This is a genomic window from Pseudomonas sp. Bc-h (assembly GCF_002080045.1).
Lineage (GTDB): Bacteria > Pseudomonadota > Gammaproteobacteria > Pseudomonadales > Pseudomonadaceae > Aquipseudomonas.
Genome location: NZ_MUIN01000004.1, coordinates 200,542 through 218,809, shown reverse-complemented (window position 1 = coordinate 218,809; position 18,268 = coordinate 200,542). Strand labels below are relative to the sequence as shown.

Here is an 18,268-nt window from a genome sequence, read left to right as displayed (position 1 = left end):
CATGGAAACCCTGTCTTTTGAATTCCCTGCCGGTCAGCCCCCATTGGGGCGTGCGCTGGTGGGTTGTGTCGGCTCCGGCGACCTTGAAGTCATGCTGGAACCCGGCCTACCGGGCAAGCTGACCATTCAGGTCGTGACGTCGGTCAATGGCAGTTCGGCGCGCTGGCAGCATCTGTTCGAGCGCATGTTCGACGGCCAGACGCCACCCGCGATGAGCATCGACATTCATGATTTCGGTGCCACACCAGGTGTGGTTCGCCTGCGTCTGGAGCAAGGCTTCGAGGAGATTGGTCATGACTGACAGCGCCCGTTTGTTGAAACAGCACAGCTTCGTCGAACTCGGCGCTCGTCAACGCGCGCGTGCCCTGCTCGATGAAGGCAGCATGCGCGAGCTGATCGACCCCTTTGCGCGAATGACGTCTCCCTGGCTGCCAAAGCAGGGCGTCGTACCCCAAGCCGATGACGGTGTAGTGATTGCCAAAGGATCTATTGGTGGCAAACCCGTCGTGGTATGCGCCATCGAAGGCAACTTTCAGGGCGGCAGCATGGGTGAAGTGGGCGGCGCAAAAATGGCCGGCGCACTGGAGCTCGCTGCTGAGGACAACCGCAAGGGCATCCCCACTGCGGCGGTTCTGCTGCTGGAAACCGGTGGAGTGCGTTTGCAGGAGGCCAACCTCGGGTTGGCGGCCATCGCCGAGATTCATGCGGCCATTGTCGATCTGCGTCGTTATCAGCCGGTGATCGGCGTGGTGGCGGGGAGCGTCGGGTGTTTCGGCGGCATGTCCATCGCGGCCGGACTGTGCAGTTATCTGGTGGTGACTCAGGAAGCGCGGCTTGGCTTGAACGGCCCGCAAGTGATCGAGCAGGAAGCGGGCATCGAAGAATACGACTCCCGCGACCGGCCGTTCATCTGGAGCATCACCGGCGGCGAGCAACGTTTTGCCAGCGCTCTGGTAGACGCCTACGTTGCCGATGACATCGCGGCCATCCAGCAACAAGTGGAGGACCTGTTGCACAAGGGCAAGCCGGCGCAGGAACGCAGTAGCCAGTACGCGCTGTTCCTGAAGCGCCTGGCGGAAGTGGACACCAGTATTCAGATCGACCCCGCCGCCGTGCGCAGCCTGTATCAAGGAGAACAGTCATGACTGGTTACTCGACCCGTGGTTTGCAGTGGTTCAACGCACTGGCCGCGAACTCTGTCGAAGTAAACGGCCTGCCAACCTCAGTGAAGGCCGCTGACGGAAAACTCGGCGATCAGCCTGCGCGCTTTCTCGCCGTCGTCGCTGATCCGGATAACCGTTTCCCCCGTGCACAGAATGGAGAAGTCGGCCTGCTCGAAGGCTGGGGGCTGGCACACGCTGTCGACGCTGCCATCGAACTGGATCGCCAGAGCGAAAACAAGCGGGCTTTGATCGCAATCATCGACGTGCCGAGTCAGGCTTACGGTCGTCGCGAGGAGGCGCTGGGCATTCACCAGGCGCTGGCGGGTGCGGTGGATGCTTATGCACGCGCGCGTCTGGCGGGGCATCCGGTGATCGGTCTGCTGGTTGGCAAGGCCATGTCCGGTGCATTTCTGGCTCACGGCTATCAGGCCAACCGCTTGATCGCTCTGCGTGATCCTGGGGTGATGGTGCACGCGATGGGCAAGGCTTCGGCGGCCCGCGTGACGCTGCGCAGCGTCGAAGAACTGGAAAAACTCGCTGCCAGCATCCCGCCCATGGCGTACGACATCGACAGCTACGCAGGCCTTGGTTTGCTCTGGGAAACACTGTCGGTCAGCCAGATCGAACAGCCGTCCGCCGGGGACATTACCTCAGTTCAGGAGTGCCTGATGGCGGCGATCAAGGACACTCAAGCCAGCGGCAGCGACTTGAGTTCACGCCTCGGTGCGCCGAATCGTGCGGCGTCGTCCAAAGTCCGCGAACTGTTGCGAGCACAGTGGTAATGAACGCTTTCATGCCTGCTCAACCCCATGATCTGTTGTGGGGTATGTCTGTGGCCGCCTTGCCTGCCGACGCTCCGGCGTGGGTGGTGGAAGTGCTCGCCCTTGGGCATCCGGTGGTGGTACGCCGGGCGCGGGTAGCAGAAGGTTTCGTAGCCGTCGGCGTGCGCGGTCGCTCGCGGGATCAGCGTTACGCCACGGTGATGAAGCTGAGCTCTATCGCTCACCGGGTTGGCCCCGAGGAGCTCGTGGGCGCTGTTGAGGAGACGGCTGCGGATTGGCCTGCTTTGCATGCCTTGACGCAGATTCGTCCGATGATGGACGCATTGGGTTTGCCGTGGGGCGTGGCGGGCAGTGTCGGATTCGAACTGGCCAGCGGCGTTCCGGTATTGCATCAGGACAGCGATCTGGACCTGATCCTGCGTGCACCTGACATCTTCAGTCGCCAGCAGGCCGCTGAACTGGTCGAAGCGCTGGATGGTGCGGCGTGTCGCATTGATCTGCAGCTGCAGACACCTGCAGGTGCCGTGGCACTGCGCGAGTGGGCGGGTTCGGCGCGTCAGGTGTTGCTCAAGGCCAATGACGCGGCGCGCCTGGTGACGAACCCGTGGTCGTCACAAGAGTGCGCGGCATGAGCAGCTTTTGGGTATTCCCCGGCCAAGGCGCGCAACAGTCGGGCATGTTGCACACGTTGCCGAACGATCCACTGATTGGCGAATGCCTGAGTGAAGCAAACGATGCGCTGAATGAAAACGTACTTGATCTGGACACCCCCGCCGCACTGCAATCGACCCGCGCGGTTCAGTTGTGTTTGTTGATTGCCGGAGTCGCCTGCTCCCGGCTACTTATGGCTCAAGGCAACACGCCGGACTACGTGGCGGGGCTGTCGATTGGCGCTTATCCCGCGGCAGTGATGGCCGGGGCGTTGAGTTTTTCCGATGCCGTTCGATTGGTCGCCTTGCGTGGCGAGTTGATGCAGAACGCTTATCCCAAAGGCTATGGCATGACGGCGCTGATCGGTCTGGATCAGTCCACGGTCGAAGGTCTCGTGGAAAAAATTCACAGCAAGGACACGCCGGTTTATCTGGCGAACATCAATGCCGACACCCAGTTCGTCATTGCCGGCAGTGACCATGCGATGACCGACGTTGCCGCATTAGCCAAGGCACAGGGCGCTGCAGCGGCCAAGCGGCTGGCGGTAAGCGTGCCTTCTCATTGCGAGCTGTTGAACGAGCCCGCGCAGACACTGGCCCAGGCGCTGGCAGATGTTTCTGTCCATGTTCCGACGCTCAAGTATCTGAGCGGCAGTACCGCCCGGCCGATATTCAACGCCGACAAATTGCGTGACGACCTGGCGTTCAACATGTGCCGAGTCATCGACTGGCGCAGCACCGTGCAAACCGCCTACGAGCGCGGAGCACGCCTGCAGATCGAATTGCCGCCCGGCACCGTGCTCACGGGCCTGGCGCGCAAAATTTTCGAACAAGGATCCGCAGTCGCCTTCCAGGGCGCGAGGCTGGATACGCTGAGCGCGCTGTCGCGAGAGGAGGAACGCCGCCACCCATAACCGACTGCTGCTTTCGAAGGAACACAAAAACAACAACTTCGACGATGCAAATTGAGGGCAAAAACAATGATTATTTATGGTGTTGCGTTTTTAGCGTTCTGCACACTGGTGGGCATTTCAGTGGGCGAATACCTTGGCAAGTTGATAGGCGTGCCGGCCAACGTCGGTGGCGTGGGTATTGCCATGCTGCTGCTCATCGGTTTCGGTAGCTGGCTGAGCAAGCGTGGTTATCTGGACAGCAAGACCGCTCAGGGCGTGGAGTTCTGGAGCGCAATCTACATCCCCATCGTGGTCGCCATGGCCGCGCAGCAAAATGTCTATGGTGCGTTGAAGGGCGGGCCGATGGCGATCATCGCCGGAACCCTGGCCGTGGTCATCGCCTTCCTGTTGGTGCCTGTGCTGACCCGTATCGGTCAAAAAAAGCCTGAAGCCGATATCGCCGTTTCTTCCACCAAGACTGTGGGGTAATCAGCATGTATGACGCCATTTTGAAGGCCATCAACGGCTACGGTCTGGTCAGCGGTTTCGCGGTCATCGGCATCACCATGTGGGTGTCGTACTGGATTTCCAACACATTCACCAAGGGTCGGCTGCACGGCTCGGCCATCGCTATCATCCTGGGCCTGGCGCTCGCTTATGTGGGCGGCGCAGTCACCGGTGGCCAGAAAGGCATTGTCGACCTGCCGCTGCTGTCCGGCATCGGTCTGCTGGGCGGCGCCATGTTGCGAGACTTCGCGATTATCGCCACCGGCTTCGGCGTCAGCGTGAATGAGCTCAAGCGCGCGGGTTTCGTGGGTGTTTTCTCGTTGTTCGTCGGTGTCGGGACTTCGTTTGTCGCGGGTGTCGGCGTGGCGCTGTCTTTTGGTTATACCGACGCGGTCAGTCTGACCACCATTGGCGCCGGGGCAGTGACCTACATCGTTGGACCTGTCACCGGTGCAGCCATTGGCGCCAGCTCTGAGGTAATGGCGCTTTCGATCGCGGCCGGACTGATCAAGGCCATCCTGGTGATGGTCGTCACGCCGTTCGTGGCACCGATGATCGGCCTGAATAATCCTCGCAGCGCGGTGATCTTCGGGGGGTTGATGGGGACTTCCAGCGGTGTGGCGGGCGGCCTGGCGGCTACCGATCCGAAGCTTGTGCCTTATGGTTGCCTGACGGCGGCGTTCTACACCGCGCTGGGTTGTCTGCTGGGGCCGTCGCTGTTGTTCCTGATGGTGCGCGGGATACTGGGTTGAGGCTTTTTTGCCACGTTTTACGCTTGCGCCATAGGTGTTCTGGATGACCAATACACCTGTGGGAGACGCCGGAGGTCACGACGGCAGCGACAGCGGTGGATCAGTTGAGGGATGTGTCGCTGACACTCCGCGTTCGCTGCCGTCGTCACCTCCGGCGTCTCCCACCAGTCATTGAGTGGCTGTGAGGGCTATCGCTGCTCCAACCGATTCGAATACATCCGGCACTCCGCCAACAACGCCAGCAGGTTCGGATCGCGCTCCCGGGCCTTGAGGAACACCAGCCCGATATGCTGCTGCATGCGGTAACGCGCCTGCAGCGGTATCAGGCGCACGCGGTTCTCGTAAACCGCCGCAATCCGCCCCGGCAGCAATGCATAGCCCACCCCCGAGCTGACCATGCTCAGTAGCGTAAAGATGTCGTTCACCTGCATCGCCACTTTCGGTTCGAACCCCGCCTGTTGAAACACCCTCGCACCGTCGCGATGGGTGGCGAAGCCTTGGGTCAGGGTGATGAACGTCGCCTCGCGCAGATCGCTCAGGTCCACCTCACTCTGTTGAGCGAAGGGCGAGTCGGCGGGTGTGGCGAGGAAAATGTCATCGGAAAACAGTGGCAGCTGCTCGCAGTCCGGGTCGTTGACGCTCTCGTTGAGCGACACCAGGATCGCGTCGACTTCCATGTTCTTGAGCTTGTAGAACAGGTCGATGTTCGAGCCCAGTATCAGATCGATGTTCAGCTCGCTGCGGCGGATCTTCAGGCCCATGATCAGCTGCGGCACGGTCTTGACCGTCAGTGAATACAGCGCCCCGAGTTTGAAGCGTGCAGCTGAGAATCCGGCAGCGGCGCGGGTCTGCTCGACAGTGCTCAACACATCCTGCACCAGCTTCTGTGCGCGCTCTTCGAGCACATAGGCGCTTTCCATCGGCGTGAGGTTGCGCCCCTCATGTTTGAACAAGGGGCAGCGCAGGGCGCTCTCCAGCGAGTGAATCGCCCGGTGAACGCTGACGGTGCTGGTCTGCAATTCCGCCGCCGCGCGCGCAAGATTGCCGGTGCGCATGAACGCCAGGAAGATTTCCAGCTTCTTGAGAGTCAGCTCTTCGTCGATCTGCATCGTGTCGTCCCGGACCGGCTTCTTATTGTTCGAATGCCCGATTGTGCCCAACTCATCGGTCGCTGGCTGCATGAAATTCTCATCGAGGCTGACACATGCATTGCGCTTTCACGTCATAAGCTGGAGCCTTGTCGTTTGTCAGTGCAACTGAGAGAGGTTTTTAGCGGATGTACTACGGAGAAAAATTCAACGCCTGGACCCATCTGGTGGGTGCGGTGTTGGCGTCAATCGGTGCGGTCTGGCTGTTGGTGATCGCAAGCCTGACCGGTGATGTATGGAAAATAGTCAGTGTGGCGGTGTATGGCGTGGCGCTAGTGTTGCTGTACAGCGCATCGACGGTTTATCACAGCGTGCGTGGCCGGGCGAAAGTCATCATGCAGAAGGTCGATCACCTATCGATCTATCTGTTGATCGCAGGCAGCTACACGCCTTTTTGTCTGGTGACATTGCGCGGGCCGTGGGGCTGGACGCTGTTCGGGATCGTCTGGGGGCTGGCGGTGATTGGCATGTTGCAGGAGATCAAGCCGCGTTCAGAGGCGCGAGTGATGTCCATCGTGATCTACGCGGTCATGGGCTGGATCGTGCTGGTTGCGGTCAAACCGCTGATTGCCGCTCTGGGCACGGCCGGTTTCACCTGGCTGGCGCTGGGCGGCGTGCTTTACACCGTAGGCATCATCTTTTTTGCCTACGACAAACGATTCCGCCACTGGCACGGCATTTGGCACCTGTTCGTGATTGCCGGGAGCCTGCTGCATTTCGTGGCGATCACGTGGTATGTGCTCTGACCTCAACTAGCTCGCGCAACCCCCCTGTAGCAGTCCGGCCGGGCGGCGTTCGGTTTGCCGGCGGTGGCGGTTTCAAGATCGTCACCGCCGGCAAACTGTGCGGCTACGGCCCACTGGTGTCGCCAAAAGCCATGCTCTACTTCAGTGCATGGGTATCTGTGAACTGATCGTTCATTTTCTGCACAACCCCATTGCGTAAGCGCTCCGGCCCGCGCACCAAACCTAAAAGCGTTCGCACTCGATTGAAGCATTTAATTCATTTATTTTATTTGTTGAATTATTTGATTCGTAACCCTAGTCTGATCCTCGAAACGCCTGGTGAAGTGGCGAGGCGGCCTTCTTGGACTGACTGAATAATCGGGGAGCAAGACATGAACGTGAAAGTACTGTTAGGCATGGCCGTGGCAACCGCATTTTCCGCTTCCACCTGGGCTGCAGACTGGACCGTAGGCGCCAACGTCGGCAACGTGCCATGGGAGTTTCAGGATGCCAAAGGCGAGATTGTCGGTTTCGAAGTCGATGTGGTGAAAGAAGTCGCCAAGCGTGCAGGCAAGACCGTCGAGTTCGTCAACATTCCGTTTAACGGACTGTTCAGCGCTGTGCAGTCCAAGCGCGCGGACATCGCCATTTCCTCGATCACCATCACCCCGAAACGCCTCGAATCAGTCGGCTTCGCCCAACCGTATTACGACAGTGACCAATCGCTGTCGGTGTTGACCAAGTCGGGGATCACCGGCCTCAAGGACATGGACGGCAAAGTGGTTGGCGTCGACACCGGCTCAACCGGCGACATGTGGGTGAACGCGCATCAGGCCGAGTACAAGTTCAAGGAAGTTTCGCGCTACGAAGGCCTGTCGCCGGCCATGCTCGACCTCGCTTCCGGGCGGATGGACGGCTACATCAGCGATATCCCGGCAGTCCTCTACTACATCAAGGACAAGCCTCAGTACAAGGTGGTCGCGCGTATTCCAACCGGCGAAAAGTACTCGCTGATGCACGCCAAGGGCTGGGAATCGGCCACTCAGGTCAACGACATCATTTCTGCCATGAAGAAAGAGGGTGTGATCGCCGGCCTGCACAAGAAGTGGTTCGGCGCTGACGCGGATCCTGAGTCCAGCACCGTCAAAGTGGTCGATGTCCTCAAGTAATTCCTGACTGCTCACCACCACGCCACCGCTGCCCGTCATCAAGGAATCGCAATGGAGTTGTTACAGACTTTCTTCAACTGGAGCGTGTTTGTCGATGCGCTACCGCTGATGCTGCGCGGCCTTGGCGTGACAGTGATGCTGGGCGTGGTCAGCATCGTGCTCGGCCTGGTGGGCGGTTTGATGCTCGCGATGCTCCGGCTCTACGCCTACACCCCCATTCGCTTTCTGGCCCGCGTGTACATCGATGTACTGCGCTCGATTCCGCTGCTGGTCCTGCTCGTCCTGATTTACTACGCGCTGCCATTCGTGGGCATTCGGCTTTCTTCCTTCGCGGCGGCCACCGCAGCGCTTTCGCTGGTTTCATGCGCTTACTCGGCAGAGATTTTCCGCTCCGGCATCGAAGCCATTCCTCGCGGTCAGTTCGAAGCCTCTGCCTCCCAGGGCATGAGCTTCTTCAACACCATGCGCGACATCATCCTGCCCCAGGCGATGCGCATCGTCATGCCACCCATGACCAGCAACTGCATCAACGTCATGAAAGACACTGCATTGGCATCGGTGGTGGCGATGCCGGATCTGCTCAAGCAAGCCACGCAGGCTCAGGCGCTGGCCGCCAATCCCACGCCTCTGGTCGGTGCAGCGGTCATGTACCTGCTGTTACTGCTGCCATTGGTGCAGTTGGTGAGCTGGATCGAGCGCCGTAACGGCTCCGGGAGAAAAAGCGCATGAGTACCGTCATCGAAATCGAACGCGTGGACAAGTTCTACGGGCCATTTCAAGCGTTGAGCGATATCAACCTGACGGTCGATCAGGGCGAAGTGGTGGTGATTCTCGGGCCATCCGGGTCGGGCAAGTCGACGCTGATTCGCTGCATCAATCTGCTTGAGGAATACCAGAAAGGTGATATTCGCGTGGCCAGTCAGCGGGTCGAAACCGGCCCGAAGCTGGCGAGCATTCGCTGCGAAGTCGGCATGGTGTTCCAGAACTTCAACTTGTACCCACACCTGACCGTGCTCGCCAACGTTGCGCTCGCACCGGTACGTGTGCGGGGCATGTCCCGGCGTGACGCCAACGAACGCGCCCGCCTGCTGCTGGAGAAAGTCGGCATGGGCGCCCATGCCGCGAAATACCCGGGCCAACTCTCGGGCGGCCAGCAGCAGCGCGTCGCCATCGCTCGCACCATGGCCATGGAGCCGCGCGTGATTCTGTTCGACGAGCCCACGTCAGCGCTTGATCCAGAGATGGTCGGCGAGGTGCTCGACGTCATGCAGAACCTCGCGCGCTCCGGTGTGACCATGGTTGTTGTAACCCATGAAATGGGCTTTGCGCGCAAGGTCGCCGACCGGGTGATCTTCATGGAGAACGGCCGAATCATCGAACAGAACAATCCGCACGATTTCTTCACGGCCCCTCAAGAGCCGAGAACCCGCGCGTTCTTGCAGGCCATCCTGCATCACTGATCAGACCTTGGAGTGCACACCCTTGAATGCCTTGGACATCGATTACGTACGCAGCCAGTTCCCTGCGCTCAGCAGTGGTTATGCCTATCTGGACAACGCAGGTGGCTCGACTGTGCTCAAGCCGGTCGCCGAGCGGATCACCGATTATTTGCTCAACAGCGCAGTCCAGCTTGGAGCGTCCTACAGCGAGTCGGTGGATGCTGGCGCCCGGGTGATGGCAGCTCGCGAATCGGTGGCGCAACTGATCAATGCCCGTTATCCGGAAGAGTGTGTAATGGGGGGCTCGACCACGCACCTGCTGCAGATCCTCTGCCGTGCCATTGCGCCATCGATTGGCCCAGGGGACGAAATCGTCGTAACCAATTGCGATCACGAGGCCAATATCGGGCCTTGGGTACGCCTGTGTGAGGAGCGCGGCGCGACGCTGCGCGTGTGGGAAGTCAGCCCGCAAAGCATGGAGCTGGAACTGCGCGATCTGGACAGCCTGCTGAGCGAGAAAACCCGCTACGTTGCCATGACCCACGCCTCGAACATCCTCGGCAGCGTCAATCCGGTTGCTGAAGTCGCGCGCAAGGTCCATGCAGTGGGCGGCAAGCTGTGCGTCGATGCCGTGGCCTACGCGCCCCATCGTCTGGTCGATGTGCAGGCCAGCGGCGCTGACTATTACGTGTTCAGTTTTTACAAGACCTTCGGCCCACACTTCGCGGTGCTGTGGGGCAAGCGCGAGGCACTCCTGGAACTGCCCAGCCTGAACCACTTTTTCATCGGCCAGGACGTCATCCCCTACAAGCTGCAGCCGGGCAACCTCAACTACGAGCTCTCCTACGGCTGCATCGGGATCAGCGATTATCTGATCGACATCGGGCAACGTCTCGGCGCAACCGGCACCCAGCGTCAGCTGATGCAGGCGGCGTTCGATGCATTCGAAATACAGGAAGACCTGCTCGCCGAAATCTTGTTGGCGTTTCTACGGGAAACCCCTGGCGTGCGCATCATCGGCAAACCGCGTGCAACCAACGGGGACCGCGTGCCGACGATCAGCTTTGTGGTGGACGGTGTGCAGTCCGAAGACATCGTGCGGCGTGTCGACGACCACCGAATGGGTATCCGCTTCGGTGACTTCTACGCCCGCCGACTGATCGAACAACTGGGCCTGACCCGCCATGGCGGCGTGGTTCGCGTGTCGATCGCTCACTACAACAGCGTCGATGAGTTGGATCGTCTGGTGGAACATCTGGCCCGGGCGATCACAGAACTGCGCCCATCCTGAATTTTATCGAGCGACTTTATGCCTGTACCTCAAACCCTGGCCGAGCTGCGCTCAGCCATTGTCGAACACCAGGATCGGCTGACTGCTCGGCAGCGAGATGCCGCGCACTACCTCAATGAGCATCCCCATGACGTTGCGCTGAATACCGTTGCAGCCTTGGCGAAAATCTCGGGTATTCCGTCGTCCGCGTTCATTCGGCTGGCGCAAGCCCTGGGCTTTGGAGGGTTCAGCGACCTGCAACGACTGTTCAAGCAGCCGTTGCAGCAGGCCGGGCAGGGTAGTTTCAAAGAGCGCATCCGCCACTATCGCGGCGAGCAATTGCTGGAGGATCCAACGGACGTCGGCGCCATGCTGTCGGCATTCAGCCGCGCCAACATCGTCTCGCTTGAACACCTGGCAGAAGGGGAGCAGGTCGACGCCATCGAAAAGGCCATCGAGTTGCTGCAACAGGCGCGAACCACTTTTGTGGTGGGTATGCGTCGCTCCTTTCCGATGGCTGCCTATCTGAGTTACGCACTGAGCCGTGTAGGACGACGCGCCGTCCATATCAGCGGACTGGGCGGCAGCCTGCGTGAACAGGTCGGTGCGCTGCACGGTGATGACGTTCTGGTGGCGGTGAGTTTTCCGCCGTATGCGCAAGAAACCATCGACGCCTGTCAGCAGGCGGTGGCGGCCGGCACGCCGATTGTCGCGATCACTGACAGCATTCTCAGCCCGGTGGGGCAGAAGGCGTCGGTGATGATCGAGGTCAACGACGCCGAGCTGCTGGGTTTCCGCTCGCTGACGGCTGCCTTCTGCATTGCACAAACCCTGGCCATGGGCCTGGCCTTCCGCGAGGGGCAGAACCTTGATGGACCTGATCACGATGCGTTGAAAAATATCGACTGCTGAGCCTTGGTTCGGCGGTTCTACCGGCTGTTTGAACGTTGCAGGAGACTGGTTCTATGGCTTTACCTCTTCGAGATCTGGTCGGCTACGGCCGGCAGCGCCCTCAGGGCACGTGGCCCAATGGTGCACGGCTGGCGATCAACTTCGTCATCAACTACGAAGAAGGCTCTGAACGCTCGCTGGCCATGGGTGACCCCGATCAGGAGAGCATGACCGAGTGGGGCAGCTATCAGTTTCCCGAGGGCGTGCGCAATCTGGCGATGGAATCGATGTATGAATACGGCGCCCGCGTCGGCATATGGCGCATCCTCGACATCCTGCAAAAGGCCAACGTTCCTGCCACCTTTCACGCCTGCGCCGTGGCCTTCGAGCAGAACCCGGATGTCGCCAGAGCGGCGGTCGAACTCGGCCATGAGATCTGCAGTCATGGCTACCGTTGGGAGGAGGTGTTTCGCCTGACGGAAGCTGAGGAGCGCGAGCACATTCGGCTGGCCATCGAATCCTTCGAGCGTACGTGTGGCAAACGCCCGGTGGGTTGGTACTGCCGCTATGGCGCCAGCGTGCACACGCGACGGCTGGTGGCCGAGGAGGGCGGCTTTCTTTACGACTCGGACGCCTACAACGACGACGTGCCGTATTTCGTCGACGTCGAAGGCAAGCAGCATCTGGTCGTGCCGTACACCAGCGACGTCAACGACTTCCGCTACTGGAACTCTCCGGGGCTTTCCCAGGCGTCCGACTTCCTCGAATACATGCGAGAAAGCTTCGACGTCTTGTACGAAGAGGCCGCCGATGGCCTGCGAATGATGTCCATCGGGCTGCATCCGCGAATGGTTGGGCGTCCCGGACGCGTGCGGGCGATCAAGCAGTTCATCGAATACGCCCAGGCCCACGACGGCGTTTGGTTCACCACCCGCGAAGAAATCGCCAAGGCCTGGCTCAGCCGCGCCTGAGGGAGAGCACGACATGCAGGCTTTCGACCTGATCATCCGCAACGCCAATGTGGTGACCGCCGCAGACAGCTTCTTGTGTGACATCGGCATACGGGCGGGTCGCATCGCTGCGCTCGGTCAAGATCTGCAGGGCGCTGCCGATGAGGTCGACGCACGCGGCCGGACCGTGACGCCGGGTGGTGTCGACAGCCATGTTCACCTTGATCAGCCGACCGGTGACGGCTCGGTAATGGCCGATGACTTCGAAAGTGGAACCCGCTCTGCGGCGTGCGGCGGGACGACAACTGTGATTCCGTTTGCCTGCCAGCAAAAAGGACAAAGCCTGCGCTCGGCGGTGGAGGACTACCACCGTCGTGCAGACGGTCGAGCGCTGATCGACTACGCGTTTCATCTGATCGTGACTGACCCGACCGAAGACGTACTGCGCCGTGAACTCCCCGAGTTGATCGCCGAGGGCTACACCTCGTTCAAGATCTACATGACTTACGACGCGCTGAAGCTGAATGACCGCGAGATTCTGGAAACCCTTTCGGTCGCGCGTGCCGAAGGTGCGATGGTCATGCTCCACGCTGAAAACAGCGATTGCATTGCCTGGCTCACCGAGCGTTTATTGGCCGCCGGGCACAGCGCGCCGCGTTATCACGCAACGTCACGGCCGATGCTGGTCGAGCGCGAAGCCACCCATCGGGCCATTGCGCTGGCAGAGCTGGTCGATGTACCGATTCTTATCGTGCATGTGTCAGGACGCGAGGCCATCGAGCAGATCCGCTGGGCGCAGAGCCATGGCTTGAAGGTGTATGGCGAAACCTGTCCGCAGTACCTGTTTCTGACGGCGGATTCACTGGGCTGCGACGACAGTTTTGAAGGCGCGAAGTGTATTTGCAGCCCGCCGCCGAGGGATGCGGGGAACCAGCAGGTCGTCTGGGACGGCCTGCAGAATGGCTCGTTCGAGGTGTTTTCTTCGGATCACGCGCCGTTTCGCTACGAAGGCCACGACGGCAAACGCGCTCATGGTGAGGCGGCACCGTTTTCCGAGGTCGCCAACGGCATTCCGGGGGTTGAGACGCGCATGGCGCTGTTGTGGTCGGAGGGCGTTCGCAAGGGGAGGATCAGCCCTCAGGAATTTGTCGCGCTGACCGCCACCAATGCGGCGAGGCTTTATGGTTTGTATCCGCGAAAAGGCAGCATTGCGATTGGTGCCGACGCCGATCTGGTGATCTGGGACGAAGGCCTGGATTTGGAGCTGAGCAATGAGCTGCTGCACCACAACGTGGATTACACCCCTTATGAGGGTATGCGTTTGAGTGCCTGGCCCGCGATGACCTTCGCCCGAGGGGAAAAGCTCTGGGACGGTAACGCGCTGGGTACGCCGGGGCGCGGCGAGTTTCTGCCTTGCGCTCGACCGGAACCTGCGAAGGCGCGGCGGCGGCAGTCGGAATTACCTGAAATGTAAACGCTCTATCGTGCCGGCGAAAAGGCAGTTGTAGCACTCCGGCTTACCGGCGGTGCGAGTTCAAGGACCTCACCGCTGGCAAGCCGGGCTGCTATAGAGGAAGGTGTTTCAGAAATCGCCCCACAACTGCTGCGCAATGCTCAACGCCACAACCGGCGCGGTCTCTGTGCGAAGCACGCGTGGGCCGAGGCGCGCAGCGTGGAAACCTGCGTCCTGGGCTTGATCGACTTCGGCGTCGTTCAAGCCGCCTTCCGGGCCGATGAGGAACGCCAGACTCTTCGGCTTTTCATGGCTCACCAATGGCTCGGCGACCGGGTGCAGCACCAGCTTCAGATCGGCTTCGGTGTGCTTGAGCCAATCCGCCAGCGTTACCGGCGGATTAACCACCGGCACCACGGAGCGACCGCACTGCTCACAGGCGCTGATCGCGATCTGCTGCCAATGTGCCTGACGCTTCTCGGCGCGCTCGTCCTTGAGTCGAACCTCGCAGCGCTCGCTGACGATCGGGGTAATCTGCGTGACGCCCAATTCAGTGGCTTTCTGGATCGCCCAGTCCATGCGCTCGCCACGGGACAGGCCCTGGCCGAGATGGATTTGCAGGGCGGATTCGGCCAGCCCAGGAAAACTTTCCGATATCTGAACGCGGACCCGCTTCTTGCCGACTTCCACCAGGGTGGCACGGAACTCTGCGCCCGAACCGTCGAACAGTTGCACGGCATCGCCTTCGGCCATGCGCAAAACCCGACCGATGTAATGCGCCTGTGCTTCTGGCAGTTCGTGTTCACCGGTACTCAGGGGGGCGTCGATGAAAAAGCGGGACAGTCTCATGGTTGTTTCTCTGTGAATTCTTCAGGTACTGCGTGTTGTTCGATGACCGCTGATGCGTATTTCAATCAACCCGGATCACGAAAATCCGGATGGAAATTCTCCCGCACCGCCACGCTGACACTGCTGCGCGTTGCGATGTCGATGCCTTCGCTCGCCACTTCGGCGAGGAAATCGATCTGCTCCGGCGTGATCACGTAAGGCGGCAGGAAATACACCACGCTGCCCAGCGGCCTGAGCAATGCACCACGGGTCAAGGCATGTTCGAAGACCTTCAGGCCCCGACGCTCCTGCCAGGGATAAGCGGTCTTGCTCGCCTTGTCCTGCACCATCTCGATGGCCAGGGCCATTCCGGTCTGGCGTACTTCAGCGACGTTCGGGTGATCCACCAGATGCGCCGTCGCAGTCTTCATCCGCTGGGCCAGCGCCTTGTTGTTCTCGATGACGTTGTCCTGCTCGAAGATATCCAGCGTCGCCAGCGCTGCCGCACAGGCCAGTGGGTTGCCGGTGTAGCTGTGCGAGTGCAGGAAGGCGCGCAAGGTGGGGTAGTCGTCATAGAAAGCGTCGTAGACATCATCGGTGGTGATGCATGCCGCGAGCGGCAGGTAACCGCCGGTCAATGCCTTGGACAGACACAGGAAATCCGGACGAATCCCCGCTTGCTCGCAGGCGAACATGGTGCCGGTACGCCCGAAGCCCACCGCAATTTCGTCGTGAATCAGATGCACGCCATAACGATCACACGCCTCGCGCAGCAGCTTGAGGTAGACCGGATCGTACATGCGCATCCCGCCGGCGCCCTGAATCAACGGTTCGATGATGACTGCTGCGACCGTGTCGTGGTTCTCGGCCAGGGTTTGTTCCATCACCGCGAACATCGTCCGGGTGTGCTCTTCCCAACTCACGCCTTCCGGGCGGTGGTAGCAATCGGGGCTTGGAACCTTGATGGTGTCCAGCAACAGCGCTTTGTAGGTTTCGGTAAACAACGGCACATCGCCCACCGACATCGCCGCGACAGTCTCGCCGTGATAGCTGTTGGTCAATGTGACGTAGCGTTTCTTGTTCGGCTTGCCGCGATTGAGCCAGTAGTGAAAGCTCATTTTCAATGCGACTTCGATGCAGGACGAACCGTTATCGGCGTAGAAACAACGTGTCAGGCCCTCGGGCGTCATCGCGATCAGTCGTTCCGACAGCTCGATGACAGGCTGGTGACTGAAACCGGCGAGGATCACGTGCTCAAGCTGGTCGACCTGATCCTTGATGCGCTGGTTGATGCGTGGGTTGGCGTGGCCGAATACGTTGACCCACCAGGAGCTGACAGCGTCGAGGTAACGCTTGCCTTCGAAGTCCTCCAGCCAGACGCCTTCACCGCGCTTGATCGGGATCAGCGGCAGGTTCTCGTGGTCTTTCATCTGGGTGCAGGGGTGCCACAGGACCTTGAGGTCGCGCCGCATCCACTGGTCGTTAAGGCCCATCGGTAATCTCCTGGTGACGACTCGCATGGCGCGAGGGCAAACAATCGCGCAAGCCTATGCAATGCGCCACTTTGGAACAACCTTTAGCGTATTTTTCGATACATTGCTGGCGCCGAAAATAAGCATGACGGACATTGCTGGCGGGCGTTTCAAGGCTGGCGTATCCTGCGCGCTCTTTGAAGAATCGGACGACAAAGTCCGACAATTCCCCCTGCTTTGTTCCGGAGTTCGCTGAATGCTTTCTGGTTGGCTGCGCGCCTGTGCGCTGGTGATGGTTGGGCTGGTCAGCGCTTCGGCGCTTGCCGTGGATAAGCCGCATACGGCGATTGTCGTCGGTGGCGGCCTGGCGGGCCTGACAGCCGCTTATGAACTTCAGAACAAGGGCTGGCAGGTGACCCTGCTCGAAGCCAAACCGACTGTCGGCGGCCGTTCTGGCCTGGCGGGCAGCGAGTGGATCGGCAATGCCAAGGCTCAGCCGGTGCTCAATCAATATCTGGATCGTTTCAAGCTCAAGCCGGTTCCGGCGCCTGAGTTCGTGCGCACTCCAGGCTATCTGATCGAAGGCGAGTACTTCTCCGCTGCCGATCTTGCGACCAAACAACCGGCCACCGCCGACGCCATCAAACGCTACGAAGCGGCGCTGGACGACATTGCCCGATCGATCACCGATCCGGAAAACCCGGCCGCCAACAGCACGCTGTTCGCCCTGGACCAGATCAATGTGTCCAACTGGCTGGACCGTCTGACCCTGCCGCCGACTGCTCGTCAGTTGATCAATCAGCAGATACGTACACGTTATGACGAGCCTTCGCGGCTGTCGCTGTTGTATTTGGCTCAGCAGTCGCGGGTCAACCGCAACGTCGACGACCGTGATCGTCGTGCCGCTCGCCTGCCCGGTGGCAGCGCGGTGCTGGCCGAAGAGTTCGTCAAGCAGCTGAAAGTGATCAAGACCAACTCGCCGGTTTCGGCCATCAACCAGGACAAGGACGGCGTGACCGTCAAGGTCGGGTCGGTCGGCTACGAGGCAGAATATGTGGTCCTCGCCGTGCCGCTGCGCGCGCTGAGCAAGATCCAGCTGACCCCGGCGCTCGATGCGCAGCATCAGGGCGCGATCAAGAGCACCAACTACGGCTGGCATGACCAGATCATGCTCAAGTTCAAGACTCCGGTCTGGGACAGCAAGGCGCGCATGTCTGGCGAAATCTACAGCAACACCGGTCTGGGGATGCTGTGGATCGAGCCTGCTCTTAAGGGCGGCGCCAACGCAGTGATCAACCTTGCGGGTGACAACGCGCGGATCATGCAGGCGTTTGGCGACAAACAATTGGTGGATCAGGTGCTGATTCGTCTGCACGCGTTCTATCCACAGGCCCGCGGGGCATTCACCGGTTATGAAATTCGTCGCTCCAGCGTCGATCCTTCTACTGGCGGTGCGTACCTGGCGTTCGGCCCGGGACAGATCAGCAAGTACTGGCGTCTGTGGGAAAAACCTCTGCAACGCATTACCTTCGCCGGTGAACACACCGACACCTTGTACCCGGGCACCCTGGAAGGCGCGCTGCGTACCGGTCAACGTGCTGCGGGTCAAGTGCAGGATCTGGCGGCGGGCAAGTCGTTCGAGCCCGTGAAAGTCGCTCCGCCGAAAGCGCCAGAACCGGCTGCGAAGGAAAGCGGCGGCATCGGTGGTTTCTTCTCGAACATGTTCGGCGGTTCCAAGCCAGAATCGAAACCGGTCGAGAAAGCGCCAGAGCCTGCTCCGGCCCCTGCACCCGCTCCCGCGCCAGTGCCTGCGCCGCCTGCGCCGGTGGCCGAGCCTGCCAAGCCTGCTGTCGTTGAGCCCGCGAAGAAGGCGCCTGCCAAGAAGGAAGCCACCAAGAAGGAGCCTGCGAAGAAAGCTCCGGCCAAACCGGCGGCATCCCACAAGGCCCCGGCCAAGACCGACGCTGCGAAAAAAGCGCCGGTCAAGCCGGCAACCGATAAGGCTGCCACTCCCGCAGCCCCGGCGGCGGACAGCAAGAACTGATTGCTGAAACCCTGAAATGAGAAAGGCGCGGTGTGCATACCGCGCTTTTTTTTCATCTGCCGAATAACTGTAGCGTCTAGAGTGTTCTTTCAATGCGGCCGCTTACAAGCCCGTACCAGCCCGGCTTGACGG

Annotated in this window: 19 protein-coding genes; 16 read left to right on the top strand and 3 right to left on the bottom strand. The window is 60.4% G+C overall.

All coding sequences use genetic code 11. From position 1 onward, the window contains the following. Position 1: 1 nt before the first annotated feature. The 7 genes from BWR59_RS07945 to madM all read left to right on the top strand — a co-directional run bounded on the left by BWR59_RS07945 (position 2) and on the right by madM (position 4,747). Entirely contained in the window at positions 2 to 301 is a 300-nt protein-coding gene (locus BWR59_RS07945) for a malonate decarboxylase subunit delta (protein WP_081565088.1), read from the top strand. Then, complete coding sequence (locus tag BWR59_RS07940; protein WP_081565087.1) at positions 294 to 1,145, top strand: biotin-independent malonate decarboxylase subunit beta; 852 nt, start codon at positions 294 to 296, stop codon at positions 1,143 to 1,145. Before BWR59_RS07945 ends, BWR59_RS07940 begins: the two co-directional genes overlap by 8 nt. Then, a complete protein-coding gene (gene mdcE, locus BWR59_RS07935) occupies positions 1,142 to 1,945 on the top strand; it encodes a biotin-independent malonate decarboxylase subunit gamma (protein ID WP_081565086.1) in 804 nt (267 codons plus the stop codon). Before BWR59_RS07940 ends, mdcE begins: the two co-directional genes overlap by 4 nt. Before the next feature lie 11 nt (positions 1,946 to 1,956). After that, positions 1,957 to 2,577 carry a malonate decarboxylase holo-ACP synthase gene (locus tag BWR59_RS07930; protein ID WP_230981976.1) on the top strand — a complete coding sequence of 207 codons (621 nt, stop codon included), beginning with the start codon at positions 1,957 to 1,959 and terminating at the stop codon, positions 2,575 to 2,577. Continuing rightward, positions 2,574 to 3,509, top strand: coding sequence for a malonate decarboxylase subunit epsilon (gene mdcH, locus BWR59_RS07925; protein ID WP_081565084.1), 936 nt, complete (start codon positions 2,574 to 2,576; stop codon positions 3,507 to 3,509). The genes BWR59_RS07930 and mdcH overlap by 4 nt, the downstream gene beginning before the upstream one ends. A 66-nt stretch (positions 3,510 to 3,575) precedes the next feature. Continuing rightward, entirely contained in the window at positions 3,576 to 3,977 is a 402-nt protein-coding gene (gene madL / locus BWR59_RS07920) for a malonate transporter subunit MadL (RefSeq protein WP_081565083.1), read from the top strand. Positions 3,978 to 3,982: 5 nt separating this feature from the next. Next, a complete protein-coding gene (gene madM / locus BWR59_RS07915; RefSeq protein WP_081565082.1) occupies positions 3,983 to 4,747 on the top strand; it encodes a malonate transporter subunit MadM in 765 nt (254 codons plus the stop codon). 188 nt (positions 4,748 to 4,935) lie between these two features. Here madM and BWR59_RS07910 read toward each other — a convergent pair whose 3' ends face one another. Next, on the bottom strand, positions 4,936 to 5,856 hold the full coding sequence (locus BWR59_RS07910) for a LysR substrate-binding domain-containing protein (RefSeq protein WP_081565253.1): 921 nt from the start codon (positions 5,854 to 5,856) through the stop codon (positions 4,936 to 4,938). Between the two features lie 167 nt (positions 5,857 to 6,023). Between BWR59_RS07910 and BWR59_RS07905 the strand changes: the two genes are divergently transcribed. The 8 genes from BWR59_RS07905 (at position 6,024) to hydA (ending at position 13,813) form a co-directional block, all read left to right on the top strand. Then, entirely contained in the window at positions 6,024 to 6,641 is a 618-nt protein-coding gene (locus tag BWR59_RS07905) for a hemolysin III family protein (RefSeq protein ID WP_081565081.1), read from the top strand. A gap of 371 nt (positions 6,642 to 7,012) precedes the next feature. Further along, positions 7,013 to 7,789: a transporter substrate-binding domain-containing protein gene (locus tag BWR59_RS07900; RefSeq protein ID WP_081565080.1), complete on the top strand. Its 777-nt coding sequence runs from the start codon at positions 7,013 to 7,015 to the stop codon at positions 7,787 to 7,789. A 51-nt stretch (positions 7,790 to 7,840) separates the two neighbouring features. After that, positions 7,841 to 8,518, top strand: coding sequence for an amino acid ABC transporter permease (locus BWR59_RS07895; RefSeq protein ID WP_081565079.1), 678 nt, complete (start codon positions 7,841 to 7,843; stop codon positions 8,516 to 8,518). After that, entirely contained in the window at positions 8,515 to 9,249 is a 735-nt protein-coding gene (locus BWR59_RS07890) for an amino acid ABC transporter ATP-binding protein (protein WP_081565078.1), read from the top strand. Before BWR59_RS07895 ends, BWR59_RS07890 begins: the two co-directional genes overlap by 4 nt. A 22-nt stretch (positions 9,250 to 9,271) precedes the next feature. After that, positions 9,272 to 10,519, top strand: coding sequence for a cysteine desulfurase-like protein (locus BWR59_RS07885; RefSeq protein WP_081565077.1), 1,248 nt, complete (start codon positions 9,272 to 9,274; stop codon positions 10,517 to 10,519). A gap of 18 nt (positions 10,520 to 10,537) precedes the next feature. Further along, positions 10,538 to 11,410, top strand: a complete 873-nt coding sequence (locus BWR59_RS07880; RefSeq protein ID WP_081565076.1) for a MurR/RpiR family transcriptional regulator — start codon at positions 10,538 to 10,540, stop codon at positions 11,408 to 11,410. Positions 11,411 to 11,463: 53 nt separating this feature from the next. Further along, complete coding sequence (locus tag BWR59_RS07875) at positions 11,464 to 12,360, top strand: allantoinase PuuE (RefSeq protein ID WP_081565075.1); 897 nt, start codon at positions 11,464 to 11,466, stop codon at positions 12,358 to 12,360. A gap of 13 nt (positions 12,361 to 12,373) precedes the next feature. Further along, the gene (gene hydA / locus BWR59_RS07870) at positions 12,374 to 13,813 is read left to right on the top strand and encodes a dihydropyrimidinase (RefSeq protein ID WP_081565074.1); all 1,440 of its coding nucleotides are present in this window, start codon (positions 12,374 to 12,376) and stop codon (positions 13,811 to 13,813) included. A gap of 108 nt (positions 13,814 to 13,921) precedes the next feature. On the opposite strand, the gene BWR59_RS07865 is transcribed toward hydA, so the two are convergent. Together BWR59_RS07865 and BWR59_RS07860 are read right to left on the bottom strand one after the other, a co-directional pair. Continuing rightward, entirely contained in the window at positions 13,922 to 14,641 is a 720-nt protein-coding gene (locus BWR59_RS07865) for a 16S rRNA (uracil(1498)-N(3))-methyltransferase (RefSeq protein ID WP_081565073.1), read from the bottom strand. A gap of 65 nt (positions 14,642 to 14,706) precedes the next feature. Then, positions 14,707 to 16,113, bottom strand: a complete 1,407-nt coding sequence (locus BWR59_RS07860) for an adenosylmethionine--8-amino-7-oxononanoate transaminase (RefSeq protein ID WP_081565072.1) — start codon at positions 16,111 to 16,113, stop codon at positions 14,707 to 14,709. Between the two features lie 235 nt (positions 16,114 to 16,348). Between BWR59_RS07860 and BWR59_RS07850 the strand changes: the two genes are divergently transcribed. Continuing rightward, positions 16,349 to 18,136, top strand: a complete 1,788-nt coding sequence (locus tag BWR59_RS07850) for a flavin monoamine oxidase family protein (protein WP_081565070.1) — start codon at positions 16,349 to 16,351, stop codon at positions 18,134 to 18,136. The last annotated feature ends 132 nt before the right edge of the window (positions 18,137 to 18,268 follow it).